The sequence below is a fragment of the Streptomyces sp. NPDC102514 genome, from assembly GCF_055584525.1.
Genome location: NZ_JBVJLW010000002.1, coordinates 466,889 through 480,600, shown reverse-complemented (window position 1 = coordinate 480,600; position 13,712 = coordinate 466,889). Strand labels below are relative to the sequence as shown.

8 protein-coding genes are annotated in these 13,712 nt (G+C 71.5%); 4 read left to right on the top strand and 4 right to left on the bottom strand.

The window, feature by feature from the left end; all coding sequences use genetic code 11:
* Window positions 1-2 precede the first annotated feature (2 nt).
* Window positions 3-1,862: a hypothetical protein gene (locus tag ACZ60E_RS07065; protein WP_469439006.1), complete on the top strand. Its 1,860-nt coding sequence runs from the start codon at window positions 3-5 to the stop codon at window positions 1,860-1,862.
* 150 nt (window positions 1,863-2,012) lie between these two features.
* On the opposite strand, the gene ACZ60E_RS07060 is transcribed toward ACZ60E_RS07065, so the two are convergent.
* Complete coding sequence (locus tag ACZ60E_RS07060) at window positions 2,013-3,368, bottom strand: MFS transporter (RefSeq protein WP_469438856.1); 1,356 nt, start codon at window positions 3,366-3,368, stop codon at window positions 2,013-2,015.
* A 240-nt stretch (window positions 3,369-3,608) separates the two neighbouring features.
* The gene (locus ACZ60E_RS07055; RefSeq protein WP_469438855.1) at window positions 3,609-4,274 is read right to left on the bottom strand and encodes a TetR/AcrR family transcriptional regulator; all 666 of its coding nucleotides are present in this window, start codon (window positions 4,272-4,274) and stop codon (window positions 3,609-3,611) included.
* 194 nt (window positions 4,275-4,468) lie between these two features.
* Here ACZ60E_RS07055 and ACZ60E_RS07050 point away from each other — a divergent pair, with 194 nt between their 5' ends.
* The 3 genes from ACZ60E_RS07050 to ACZ60E_RS07040 all read left to right on the top strand — a co-directional run bounded on the left by ACZ60E_RS07050 (window position 4,469) and on the right by ACZ60E_RS07040 (window position 9,179).
* A complete protein-coding gene (locus tag ACZ60E_RS07050) occupies window positions 4,469-5,347 on the top strand; it encodes a shikimate dehydrogenase (protein WP_469439005.1) in 879 nt (292 codons plus the stop codon).
* Between the two features lie 287 nt (window positions 5,348-5,634).
* Window positions 5,635-7,485: a bifunctional sugar phosphate isomerase/epimerase/4-hydroxyphenylpyruvate dioxygenase family protein gene (locus ACZ60E_RS07045; RefSeq protein WP_469438854.1), complete on the top strand. Its 1,851-nt coding sequence runs from the start codon at window positions 5,635-5,637 to the stop codon at window positions 7,483-7,485.
* A 131-nt stretch (window positions 7,486-7,616) separates the two neighbouring features.
* Complete coding sequence (locus tag ACZ60E_RS07040; protein WP_469438853.1) at window positions 7,617-9,179, top strand: acetolactate synthase large subunit; 1,563 nt, start codon at window positions 7,617-7,619, stop codon at window positions 9,177-9,179.
* A 72-nt stretch (window positions 9,180-9,251) separates the two neighbouring features.
* Here ACZ60E_RS07040 and ACZ60E_RS07035 read toward each other — a convergent pair whose 3' ends face one another.
* Complete coding sequence (locus ACZ60E_RS07035; RefSeq protein ID WP_469438852.1) at window positions 9,252-10,631, bottom strand: hypothetical protein; 1,380 nt, start codon at window positions 10,629-10,631, stop codon at window positions 9,252-9,254.
* Window positions 10,618-13,518 carry a peroxidase family protein gene (locus ACZ60E_RS07030; protein WP_469438851.1) on the bottom strand — a complete coding sequence of 967 codons (2,901 nt, stop codon included), beginning with the start codon at window positions 13,516-13,518 and terminating at the stop codon, window positions 10,618-10,620. Before ACZ60E_RS07030 ends, ACZ60E_RS07035 begins: the two co-directional genes overlap by 14 nt.
* Window positions 13,519-13,712 lie beyond the last annotated feature (194 nt).

The following is a 13,712-nucleotide window of genomic DNA, read 5'->3' as shown; positions in this document are numbered from 1 at the left end:
ACGTGCACCTCCTCCACCAGCGCGGCCCGCTGCACGACCTCGCGGACGAACCGGCCGCGTACGACGCCGTACTGACCGGTGTCACCGAGACCGCCCTGGCCCGGCTCACCCCCGAAGGCAACCTTGAGCACCCGGCCGCGGGCGAGGACATCGGCGACACCTCGCTCGGCATCACCTCCCTGCTCGCGCTCGCCTGGCAGCGCACCAAGGACCCGCGCCTGCCGGAGGCCGTGCGCCGCAGCCTCGGCTTCCACCTGCGCGAGCGCGTCTTCACCGAGGACAACCCCGGCTACCCGAACCTGACGGCACGCGACTCCGGTCTCCCGTACGCCCGTTACGTGCTGGAGCCCGGCGCGCATCCCATCGGGGACTGGCCGAGCACGGTGTGGGCGCTGCTCCAGGCCGTCAACGTGCTCGACACGTCCTCCGGCGGGCTCGTCGACGACGAGCAGTACCGCGAACTCCTGGGCGTTGCGGGCGGATACTGGCGCTGGCTGACCGAGGCCACGGTCTTCAACCCGCAGGACGCCGCGAACCAGGCCATCGGCTGTGTCGTCGGCGGGCTGATGCTCGCCCGCCATCTCCCGTCCGACGAGGGGGAGTCGGTCCGGCAGCGGGCCCTGCGGCTGTACCTCGACGAGATCCGCGCCCGGCGCGTACGGGACCGGGGGGCGGCGCTGCCTCCCGAGCACGGGGGCGCGTACGACAACAACTACGGGCCCATCTCCCTGTCCTTCCTCGCCCAGGCCCACCGGGTCAGCGGCGAGGAGGTCTTCGCCCAGGACGGCGACACACTCGCCCGCTACATCGACGCGCGGGTGTGCGGGAGCGGCTTCGACATCGGCGGCCCGCGCTACAGCGAGCAGCACTCCGCCTTCGAATCCGTGCTCGGACTGCGGTACTTCGGGCGCCGTATCGGCGCGGACATCGGCCGTTACGCCGGCGACTCGCGCTGGGGCCGGCACGCGGTCGGGGCCGACGGCGGCGTCGACGGGCACTTCGCGTTCATGCTCGTCTGGCAGATCCAGGACACCCCGGGCTGGCACCGCGCCCCGAGCACGGCACCCGCCTGCCACCAACTGCGCTCCGGCACGGTCACGGTGTCGTTCGACGACCGGATGACCCCCTCGGTGATCGAGGCCGGCGGTACGGCACTCATCGCCGCCGCCGTCAACCGGCAGCACGGCTTCGGGCCCGTCATCGGCGTCGCCTCGGACGGCTTCCTGCTGTGCCGTCCGATGGGCGCGGTGCGGGTCGCGGACCATCGTGTCGGCGGGCTGGCCGCCAAACTCGTGACCAAGCCCGTCGTCGGGCGGGACCATGTGCTGCGCCACGTACGGTCGTTGTACGTCACCGACGGCACGCGGCTGTGGATGACCGTGATCGTCGAACGGCTCGGCGGGGAGCGGTATCTGCTCGCGGGGATGCCGTACGTCACCGCCGACGGCGACCGGTTCCGGCGGGTGGCCGACCTTCCGCTCGTCGCGGCGGTCGGGGAGCTGCGGCTCACCCATCCGCAGCGGGGTGGTGCGGATTCCTTCGACGCGCGGAGCGAATTCACGCAGCAGCAGGCCGCGTTCGCTCTGGCCGCCGATCCTCGGGGGTACGGGGACCCTGATGCCGGGTGGCGGCATGTGCGGGTGACCAGTGCGCTGGAGGTGGGCGTCTCGGCTGACTCGCCCGAGGGGCTTGACGTGTTCGCCGTGAGGTACGGGGCTGTGGCTGCCGAGCCGTTGAGTGTGGTGTGTGAGCGGGTTGAGGGGGAGGGGGTCGTGGTGCGGGCGGGGGTGTTCACCGCTGTGCTCGGGGTGGCGGATGCCTTTGGGGAGCCGGGGCTCACGTTGACCTCCGGGGGGAGCTGAGCTGAGGGGGTGGGGGGAGGAGGGGGTGGGTGGGGGTGGCCGAGGGGTTTTCGCCCCCGCCGCCCCTACCCGTCCCGTCACCGACTCGGGGGCCAGCCCCCGAACCCCCCGGTCCTCAGACGCCGGACGGGCTGAGAGTGCCGGCGGTCCTCAGACGCCGGACGGGCTCAGTACGTCCGGTGACTCCTGACGGGCTTGCTCGCCCAGTTGGGCCGTCGGGAGTTTGTGGGTTTCTCGGGCCGTCAGTGCGGCTATCACCGGGGGGACGCACAGTGCGGCCGTGAACAGGGCCACCGACAGCCAGTCGTCGCCGTCCGGGCCCGCGATCTGCGCGGCGAACGTCACCGCGAAACCCGCTATCGCGAAGCCGATCTGCGTGCCGATGGCCATGCCCGACAGACGGACCCGGGTGGAGAACATCTCTCCGTAGAAGGACGGCCAGACACCGTTCGCGGCGCTGTAGACGACGCCGAAGGTGACGATGCCGAGGACCAGGACCAGCGGGTACGAGCCGGTGGAGATGGCCCACAGGTAGAGGAACATCAGTACGCCGCTGCCCGCGGCGCCGATCAGGAAGACCGGGCGGCGGCCGATGCGGTCGGACAGCGTGGCCCACAGCGGGATCGCGCCGAGCGCGACCAGGTTGGCCAGCGCGCCCACCCACAGCATCGACGTGCGGTCCATGCCGACCGCGTCACTGGTCGCGTAGGCCAGCGCCCACACCGTGAAGATCGTGCTGACCGAGGCGACCAGGGCCGCCGCGACCACCCGCAGGACATCCGCCCAGTGCTCGCGCATCAGCACGGCCAGGGGCATCTTCGCGACGCCCTCGGTGGCGGCCTGCTGTGTGAAGGTCGGCGTCTCCTGGAGGGTGCGGCGGATCACGTAACCCACGACGGCGACCGCGATGCTCATCCAGAACGGGATGCGCCAGCCCCAGGCGAGCAGCTGGTCCTCGGGCATCGCGGCGACCGGGATGAACACCAGCGTGGCGAGCAACTGGCCGCCCTGGGTGCCGCTGAGCGTGAAGCTGGTGAAGAAGCCGCGTTTGTCCGGTGGCGCGTGTTCCAGGGACATGGAGTTGGCGCTGGCCTGCTCGCCCGCGGCCGAGATGCCCTGCAGGACCCGGCACAGGACCAGCAGTACCGGCGCCAGTGTGCCGACCTGGTCGCGCGTCGGCAGACAGCCGATGAGGAACGTCGACACGCCCATCAGGATCAGCGTGAAGACCATGATCTTCTTGCGGCCGACCTTGTCGCCGAAGTGCCCGAGGAACAGGGCACCGACCGGGCGGGCCGCGTACGCGACCCCGAACGTGGCCAGCGACAGCAGGGTCGCCGTGGCCGGGTCGGACTCGTCGAAGAAGACCTCCGGGAAGATCAGCGCTGCCGCGCTCCCGTAGATGAAGAAGTCGTAGTACTCCAGCGCGCTGCCGATCCAGGCGGCTGTCGCGGCCTTCCTCGGCTGGCCCGGTGGCGCGTCGAGGGGTGCTGCGGGGACGGACACGGCGGTGCTCCTTCGGGGGAACTCCAACGTAGACGGAGTGAGCGGGAGGAGGGCGGTGAGCGGAGTGAGCGATGAGCGGAGCAGAGGGGAGATGCAGCGGGGCCCTGGGGTGGTGGGACCGCCGTGCCGGGGTGCTGCCCGGTTAATTAACCCACTGGGTAGTTAGTAGTGGCTGGCTACGGATGTTGCGCTCACGTTTCCCGGGTGTCAAGAGGTCGTGCCGAAGGATCTTGCCGATACTCAGCCGGCCGTGCGGTCCGCCGTCAGATAGGCGATGACCATGTCGCCGAGCATGCTCCGGTAGTGCTCGCGCTGCGCCGGGTCGACCAGGTCGCGGCCGAACAGGGCGCCGAACGTGTGCCGGTTGGCGACCCGGAAGAAGCAGAACGAGCTGATCATCGCGTGCAGGTCCACGGCGTCGACGTCGGCCGTGAACAGGCCCGACTCCCGCCCCGACTCCAGGATGCGGCGGATCACGTCGAGCGCGGGCGAGCCGATCCTGCCGAGCTTCTCGGACCCGGCGATGTGCGCGGCTCCGTGAATGTTCTCGATGCTGACCAGGCGGATGAAGTCCGGGTGCGCCTCGTGGTGGTCGAAGGTCAGCTCCGCCAGCCGCCTGATGGCCGCGACCGGGTCCAGATGTTCGACGTCGAGCCCCTGCTCCGCCTCACGGATGACGCCGTACGACCGCTCCAGCACAGCGGTGAACAGCTGCTCCTTGCCGCCGAAGTAGTAATAGATCATCCGCTTCGTGGTCCGGGTGCGGGCGGCGATCTCGTCGACCCGTGCCCCGTCGTAGCCGGCCCGCGCGAACTCCTGGGTCGCCACGTCAAGGATCTCGGCCCTCGTGCGGGCGGCGTCACGGATGCGTCCGTTCGGCCTTGCCGGTTCTTCGACGCTGGTCATCGGGTTCCTTCGGGTTCTTTCCGGCTCTTTCGGGGTCTCTCGGGCGAGGGGCCGGTGCCCCGCGATTCTAGAAGCAGGCGGCGGCGCACGGCTCCGGGTGTCCGGCGCCCCTTTCCGTGGCCGCGGGATGCTGGTATAGCTAACGTACTGGTTCGTACATTAGTGAGCTGCTCGGGAGGTCCGCCGTGGTCGCCGTGGTCAAGGACTCGTATCTCGTCGGACTGATCGGCGCGGGCATCGGCCCGTCCCTCAGCCCGGCCCTGCACGAGCGGGAGGCCGACCGGCAGGGCCTGCGCTATCTGTACCGGCTCATCGACATCGACGCGCTCGGTGTCGCGCCGGAATCGGTGGGCGACCTGGTACGGGCCGCCCGCGACCTCGGTTTCGACGGGCTGAACATCACCCACCCCTGCAAGCAGCTCGTCATCGAGCACCTGGACGCGCTCTCCCCGCAGGCCGAGGCGCTCGGCGCGGTGAACACCGTCGTCTTCGCCGGCGGGCGCGCGATCGGGCACAACACGGATGTCACCGGGTTCGCGGCGAGCTTCGCGCGCGGGCTGCCCGACGCTCGGCTGGAGCGGGTGGTGCAGCTGGGCGCGGGAGGCGCGGGGGCCGCCGTCGCGCACGCCCTGCTGACGCTCGGGGCGGGGTCCGTCACCGTGGTGGACGCGCTGCCGGACCGGGCCGGGGCGCTGGCCGCGCAGCTGAACCGGCAGTTCGGGGCGGGACGGGTGGACGCCGGCGGTCCGGAGCGGCTGCCCGCGCTGCTCGCCGGGGCCGACGGCGTCGTGCATGCCACGCCCATGGGGATGGCCGCGCATCCCGGGCTGCCGTTCGCGGCGGAGTTGCTGCGGCCGGGGCTGTGGGTGGCCGAGGTGGTCTACCGGCCGCTGGAGACCGAGTTGCTGCGGGTCGCCGGGGGGGTGGGGTGTGCGGTGCTCGACGGCGGGGGGATGGCTGTCTTCCAGGCCGCGGACGCGTTTCGGTTGTTCACGGGACGGGACGCGGACGCTTCGCGGATGTTGCTGGATATTTCCGAGCTGGCCAGAGCCGGGGTACTCCGGGCCCCGTAAGGGGCGCGGGGAACTGCGCGCCCAGCCCCCACGCGTCTGCGGACGAAAACGGGACGGGACCTGCCGCGACGGCCCGTGTACCCGCTGCGGGTGCGTGGAGCCCCGTAAGGGGCGCGGGGAACGGCGCGGCCCGCCCCTACGCGTCCGCGGGTGAAAGCCGGACGGGATCTGCCCCGGCACGCTGTTTGCCGTCTGCGGGTCCGTGGGGGCTGGGCGCGCCGTTCCCCGCGCCCCTTACGGGGCCCGGCCTCAGCCTTGTTGTGAAGTGCGAGTGGAAAGGGATTGACGTGCGTACGTCCATCGCGACCGTTTGTCTCAGTGGGGCCCTTACCGAGAAGCTCACCGCTGCCGCTCGGGCCGGGTTCGACGGGGTCGAGGTCTTTGAGAACGACCTGTTGGCCAGCCCTCTCGCGCCGGAGGAGATTCGGGCGCGGTGCGCCGATCTCGGGCTGAGCATCGATCTCTATCAGCCGATGCGTGACATCGAGGCCGTCCCGCCGGACGAGTTCCGGCGCAATCTGCGCCGCGCCGAACACAAGTTCCGGCTCATGGAGCGGCTCGGCGCCGACACCGTCCTGGTGTGTTCCAGCGTCTCGCCCCTCGCCGTCGACGACGACGCGCTCGCCGCCTTCCACCTCCGCAGGCTCGCCGAACTCGCCGAGGGCCACGGCATCCGCGTCGCCTACGAGGCCCTGGCGTGGGGCCGGCACGTCAGCACGTACGACCACGCCTGGCGCATCGTCGAAGCCGCCGACCATCCGGCGCTCGGCACCTGCCTCGACAGTTTCCACATCCTGGCCCGCACCTCCGATCCCAGGGATCTCGAAGGGATCGCGGAGATTCCCGGCGAGAAGATCTTCTTCCTTCAACTGGCCGACGCGCCTCTGATGGCCATGGACGTCCTGCAGTGGAGCCGCCACCACCGCTGCTTCCCCGGACAGGGCGGCTTCGACATCGCCGGGCTCCTCCGGCAGGTGATCAAGGCCGGATACCAGGGGCCGCTCTCCCTCGAAGTCTTCAACGACGTCTTCCGGCAGGCCGAGGCCGGGCCGACCGCCGTCGACGCGCAGCGCTCGCTGCTCGTGCTGCAGGAGAGCGTCGGCCTCACCGCGCCGCCCGCGCCCGTCGTGCCGACCGGCATCGCCTTCGCCGAACTGGTCAGCCCCGACGTCGAACCGATCTCGGAACTCCTCGAAGCACTCGGTTTCACCCGGACCGCCCGGCACCGCGGCAAACCGGTCGACCTGTGGCAGCAGGGCGAGGCCCGTGTGCTGCTCAACACCGGTCCGGGCGCCCGTCGCGACGGTACGCAACTCGCCGCCGTCGGGCTGGAATCGCCGGACCCGGCGGGCGCGGCCAAGCGGGCCGAAGCGCTGCTCGCCCCCGTGCTGCCGCGCCGCCGCACCCCCGAGGACGTGCCCCTGGACGCCGTCGCCGCACCCGACGGCACGGAACTCTTCTTCTGCGCCACCGGCCGCCCCGGACTGCCCGACTGGACAAGCGACTTCGTGCCCGCGGAGCCCGCACAGTCTGCGCAGTCCGCAGAGCCCGCAGAGTCTGTTGAGCATGCTGCGGCCACCCCCGGTGGCCTCCACCGCATCGATCACCTCGCCCTCACCCAGCCCTGGCACCAGTTCGACGAGGCCGCGCTCTTCCATCGCAGCGTGCTGGGGCTCGGCGCCCTGGAGAGCGTGGACGTCGCCGATCCGTACGGGCTTCTGCGCAGCCGGGCCGTCACCAACGCCGACGGCAGCGTCCGTATCGCCCTCGGTGTCGGTCCGGCCCCGAGCGCCGACGACGGCGACCGCGCCCAGCACCTCGCGCTCGCCACCGACGACCTCGTGTCGGCGGCCCGCCGCTTCCGGGCCGCGGGCGGCCGGCTGCTGACCATCCCCGCCAACTACTACGACGACCTCGCGGCCAAGTACGAGTTCGCCGACGGCGAGTTGGAGACCTTCCGGGAACTCGGCATCCTCTACGACCGGGACGCGGACGGCGCCTTCCGGCACTGCTACACGGAGACGATCGGCCGGGTCTTCTTCGAACTGGTCCAGCGCAACGCGGGCTACCGCGGTTACGGCGCCCAGAACGCCCCGGTACGGCTGGCGGCACAGCACGCACGGAGGCCCGTGCGCTGAGCCGGGGCGGCCGGTCACGCGGCTCCGCTACGGTCCGGATGTCCGGAATTTTGGCTGACGCCCCGTTCCGAAGCTGGTGAGACTGGCAGGCACACACCCCTGACAGGCACGAGCAGCAGAGGCGGACCGTCATGCCGAACGGAGCGCAGACCCTCGTGGAAGGCCTCGTGGACGCGGGCGTCGAGGTGTGTTTCGCCAACCCCGGTACCTCCGAGATGCACTTCGTGGCAGCCCTGGACGAGGTGCCGGGCCTGCGCGGAGTGCTCTGCCTCTTCGAAGGCGTGGCCACGGGCGCGGCCGACGGCTACGGGCGCATGGCGGGCAAACCCGCCTCGACCCTCCTGCACCTGGGTCCCGGACTCGCCAACGGCCTGGCCAATCTGCACAACGCCCGCCGCGCCGGCACCCCCGTCCTGAACGTCGTCGGCGACCACGCCCTGCACCACAAACGGCTCGACGCGCCCCTGGAGTCCGACATCGGGTCCCTCGCGCGTACCGTCTCCGGCTGGACCCGGCGTACGTATCGCGCCACCGACCTCGCGAGCGACGCGGCCGAGGCCGTCGCCGCCGCGTACGGGCCGCCCGGTTCGGTGGCGACCCTGCTGGTGCCCGCCGACGTGTCCTGGTCGGAGGCGGGCAAGTCCGGCCGGCCGCCCGTACGGACCGGGCCGCGCCCCGGAGCCGTGTCCGCGGCGGCCGTCGAGGAGGCGGCCGGGGCGCTGCGCTCCACCGGGCCCGCCGCGCTGCTCCTCGGCGGCGCGGCCACGCACGGGCGCGGGCTGCGCGCCGCCGCCCGGGTGGCCGCCGCCACCGGCGCCCGGCTGCTGTGCGAGACCTTCCCGGCCCGGCTGGAACGCGGCGCGGGACTGCCCGCGGTCGGCCGGCTCGCCTACCGGGAGGCGGACGCCGCCGCCCAACTGGATGGCACACGCGTGCTGTTGCTCGCCGGAGCGGCCGAGCCGGTGACGTTCTTCGCGTATCCGGGGCAGAGCGGCCGGATCGTCCCGGACGGATGCCAGGTGCTGTCGGCGTCCCTCGGGACCGAGGACGTGACGGCCTCGCTCGAGGCACTCGCGGAGCTGGTGAAGAGCGACGTGACCCCCATCCCGCAGGCGCCCCTGCGGCCCGGGCGGCCCACCGGGGCCCTGACCGGCGAGAGCGCCGCCGCGGCGATCGGCGCGCTGCTCCCGGAACACGCGATCGTCGTCGACGAGGCGAACACCTCGGGCATCTGGCTGCCCGCCGCGACGGCGGGCGCCCCACCCCACGACTGGCTCAGCCTCACCGGCGGAGCCATCGGACAGGGGCTGCCCGCGGCCGTCGGCGCCGCGCTCGCCGCGCCCGACCGGCCCGTACTCGCCCTGGAGGCGGACGGCAGCGCCATGTACACCCTTCAGGCGCTGTGGACCATGGCCCGCGAGCAGCTCCACGTCACCGTCGTGCTCTTCGACAACCGCGCGTACTCGGTCCTCAATCTGGAGCTCCAGTCCGTGGGCGCGACCGCCGCGGGCCCACGGGCCGGCGATCTCCTCGACCTGTCCCGTCCTGACCTGGACTTCGTGGCCCTGGCCCGCGGCATGGGCGTACCCGCCGAACGGGCCGTCACCGCCGAGCAGTTCGCCGTCCTGCTGGACCGGGCCCTCGAAGAGCCCGGCCCCTGTCTCATCGACTGCGTCGTACCACCACTGGCTTGACCTGACCTGACCTGACCTGACGTGCCTGACTGCCTGGCCAAGACCCGTCCCTGGCCCCGTGACGAAGTGGTCTCAGCCGTCCCAGACGCCGGAGTGCTCGCGGTGCGCCGGCGTCAGCCCGTTCACGAAGAAGCGGTCGTAGTACTCCTCCTCGATGTGGTGCGCCTGCAGCCAGACCCCCGGCACGTGGATCGCGTCCGTGTGCGCGGGGAACCGCCGGTGCGTCGCGATCACGTACTCGCACACGTCACGGGCGCAGTCCACGACCCGTGACTCGTACTCACTGGCCTCGGCGAGATAGCGCTGCCCGTAGTCCTCCTTGTAGATCCGGGTGAAGACCTCCTTGTCCGTGTACGTGCCGCCGGGCCCGAACTTGGCCTCGATGATCGCGTCCACGGCCGCCGACATCGACGGGTGCGCGGGCGGGCAGGCGGCCTCGATCAGGGGCTCGCCCTCCGGGGAGGTGAGACCCACCGGGTGCGAGCGCAGGTTCGCGTACTTCGGCAGCGGTACGTGCCAGCGCCACACGTCGGCGAGCCGCCAGCGCGGGGTGACGAAGGTGAAACCGAGCATCCTGCCGTACGCCTTCGAGAACTTCGGGTCGCCCAGGGCGATCTGCGGGTTCATCGAGGCGTGGATCCAGGCGCCCAGGCCCATCGCCTCGGCGGTGAGCATCAGGTTCTGCAGGAGCAGGTCCGCCTCGATCTGGGTGCGCATCGGGCCGAGCGCGCCCAGCGGCAGCTTCAGATCGGCGTTCAGGAAGCCGTTGCGCACCCACTTCCGTACCCCGGCGGGACGGTAGAGGTTGCGGTCGTCGACGAAGGTCGGGCGGGCCCCGTCCGGTTGCGTGAGCAGGTACATCAGCGCGTTGACGTACTGGTGGGACAGGTCGACCACCGGCAGGAACAGCGTGGTGCCGGGCAGGTTGGACAGGAACCGGTTCGAGTCGAGGTACGCCGGGAAGTCGCGCATCCCCTCGGCGACGTCGAGACGGTGGTCCAGGATCCGCACCTTCGCCCGGTGGGCCCTCGCGACCAGCGTGGCGGCGTCGAAGGGCTCGTGCGGGGCGGGCTCCAGCTTGCGCAGGTAGTACGTGCCCGAGTCGTTGATCATGAAGAAGTGGGTGCCCTGCGCGTTGTCCGGGCTGCCCGCGGTCCGGCCCGCCATCGTGAGATTGGGCTTGGCCATGATGGGCTTGCCGTCCCGCGGATCGTCGAAGGGCCGGTCCGGCATGGTCAGCCCGGTGGCGCCGGTCAGCGCGATCAGCACCGCCTCCTCCAGCTCCGACAGGGGCTGCGGGGAGTGCGTGGAGCGGTGGCTCATGGAGCCGGCCGGCACCGAAGCGCCCCGGCTGACCCGGTGGGTGCGGCGGCGCCACAGGGTCTCCAGAAGAGGACGCGCCAGCAGATCGTCGAGCCCCGGGTGTCCGGAGCGGTGCTCAGCCCGGCTCACCGTTGCCTCCGCTGTCGTTGCCGTCGGCGTCGCCGTCGTCCGTCGGGCGGACCGCCCGCCAGGGCGCGAACGCGCTCGCGTCGCGCGGCAGCAGAGCCGCCAGCTCCGGGCAGTGCCGCAGGATGACGGAGTCCATGCCGCCCTTCTCGACCCAGTCGATACCGAGCGGGGTGTAGACCTCGGGCCGGTAGTCGACGGTCAGGAAGCGGTCGCTCTGCAGACGCCGGGTCGCCATCAGGATGAAGATGCGGAAGGCCGTGTCGCTGAAGCCGAAGCCCGTCGGCGGGTTCTCCGCGAACAGGCCCACCACCGTGTCGATCTCGTCGACCGAGCGGTACACCTCCTTGAGCCGTGCCAGCGACTCGGTGCTCTGCGTCAGTTCCTCGAAGGAACGGATGCGCTGCTTGTGCAGACCCTCACGGAAGTCGTTGTAGCGCGGCACACCCCGCCGCCGCGTCCGTACGAGGTCCACCACCGACAGGTCGATGATCTCGCCGTCCCGCTCGAACCGCTGCAGCGCCTGCGGGTAGTTGTGCAGGGTGATCGCGCCGGGGTGGGCGATCCCGAACGAGTACAGCGCGTTCGCGAGCCCCGTCTTGCGGATCTGCGACTCGGCCGCGCCGCCCTGGATGTCCATGAACCCGACCGTCTCCAGCCGGTGCCCGAAGTGGTGCTCCCGCAGCTCGAAGTCGTCGGGGACCAGCGGATGCATGCGGTACACCGTGACGAAGTCCTCGGTCAGCGAGTACGGCGTCCCGTGGTGGTCCGGCATGGTCTGGGGGATGCCCTTGAGCGAGTGCGCCTCCAGCAGCCACAGCCCCAGCTGGTTCAGCCAATTCTTCGGCGGTCCCTGCCAGTTGGTCTTCAGGCCGATGTCGATCGCCTTGGTGGCGAGGATCGCCGGGGTCCACTCCACCGTGTGAATCTTCGCGATGAGCGCGGACACCACCAGCCGGGCCGTGTGGTAGATCCGCTCCTCGCCCATCGACGGGTACTCGGCGCGCAGCGCGTCACAGACCGCGTTGTGCTCCCGCGCGAACAGGGTGTGCATCGCGCTGAGGCCCATCCACCAGCTCTCGTTGAACCCGGTGAGCGGAATGCCGTTCTGAGCCCCCGGCAAGTGACCGTCCTCCAGGCGGAGTTTGGCGCCGCCGTCGGGCTCGCGCAGGAAACGGGCGGTCTCCTCGTCGCCGCCGTACACCTCGGAGCCGTCCCACCAGTGCGAGGCCATGTTCCCGAACAGGATCGGCGGGCGGTTCCCCGACTGGGCCAGCCCCTCGTTGTCGGTGAACCGCATCACGTTCTCCGCCGACCCGCCGGGCGAGTTGTGCCAGGGGTCGCTGCCGGGCGGCAGCGGCACCTCCACGGACGGGCCGCCGGCCGGATACCTGCGATGGTTGACCCAGTCGTGCACCTGGAACTGGATCCAGGCCGCCGCCAGCACGTTCAGCGAGGTCGCGGGCAGGAAACTGTCCCGCCGCAGCAGCTGACGGCTGGCCGTGACCGGGTTGGGCGTGTCGAACTGGTCGGGCCGGTAGTCGGGCTTCAGATTCCGTCCGAAGGCCGCGCCCACGGCACCCATCCGCGGCTCGGACAGATCGTTGTACGACCCGTCGTACGAGCGCTCGGTACGCAGCCGCTCCTCGATGGGCCGCGGAACGGGCTGTGCCCTGGGCGGGGCCTCGCGCACCTCGGAGTCGATGAGGTTGAACCGGCGCAGCACCTTCCGCAGGAACACCAGGTTGAGCAGGCTCAACTGCAACGGCAGCCGGTGCCAGGGCACATACCGGTTCAGCCGGGTCAGCACGGCGCCGACGGGCCGGCCGAGGATCCGGTTGCGCAGCGGCTCCTCGGTGACGAAACGCAGCCCGAGCCGGTGCGCGCCGCTCGCCTGGTACGCGGCCTTGCGGGCCCGGTTGAGATTGCCGAGCGGACGGAAGTCGTCGGTGGTGTACCAGGGGTTGAACACCAGGTCCTCCACCCGCCGGGCCGCCGCCCGCGCCTCGGCCTCGTCCAGAACCTGGGCGGGTACGGTGAGCCGGGCCACCGGGATCGGCGGCGAGACCGCGTCCTTCCACTCCACCGAGGTGTTCTCGACCGGGGTGCGCAACTCGTCCACGTACCGCTGCACGCACAGCTCGAAGGACACGTCGGCCGAAGCGAGCCGGCGGGCCAGCTCATGGTGCAGGAAGTCGGGGTCGCGGCGGTCGGGCGGGGGAGCCGGCGGGGTTCCGGCGGCCGGGCGCAGCAGATAGCGCACCGGGCCCGCCTCGCCCCAGAGCATCGCCCCGCGGCTCCAATAAGTCTGCGTGGCAAGAGAGGTGACGGTCTGTCGGGTCGCCGCCTGCACATTGCGCCGCATACGGGTGGCGGTCTCGAACCCCACCGCGAGCGGGAGCTTCACCAGCAGCGCGAACGCCTTCTGGAGCGGGTTCCGGGCGCCCGCCATCGCCTTCGCGAAGGCCACGAACTCACGGGCGTCGCGGGCGTGCGACACGGGGTGGCTCGTGGCGAGCAGATCATGGCTCTCCTCGTCCGACACCCGCACGCGCAGGGCCGCGCCGCGCAGGTCGGGGGTGCCGTCGCCCTGGCGGATGCCGCTCGCGTTCGACAGCCGCAGGGTCACCGGGTAGTCGGCGCCGGGGCGGGCGAAGCCGACGCGGAGAGCGGCGGGGAGGTCGTCGTGGAAGCGGAGCCGGGCGTTCTCCACGCCCAGGGGGGCCTTGGCGTGGATGGCGCGGGCGGTTCCGCCGCCGCCGGCCCGGCGGTTCTTCACCTGTACGTCCATCAGCTCCCGGGCCAGCCGATCGAAAACCAGCCGTTCCGCCTCGGGGCTTCCGCCTTCGTAGTGTTCGTACCGCTGATCGTACTGCCCGGTATCGGCCATCGGTCGTTTCCTTCGTACGGATGCGTACGGGACGGGGGCAGCACGCTACCGGCGGGGTGGGGTGGTCGGCAGGGGTGGTTCCCGCCGATGCGTGGTCCCTGGCGGTGGCCGTCGGTGCGCCGCATCGGCCCACGTCAGGGCCCCGCGGGCCCCCTGCGCCCCGCGCCCGCCCACCCCGAGAGACCCCGGCCCCA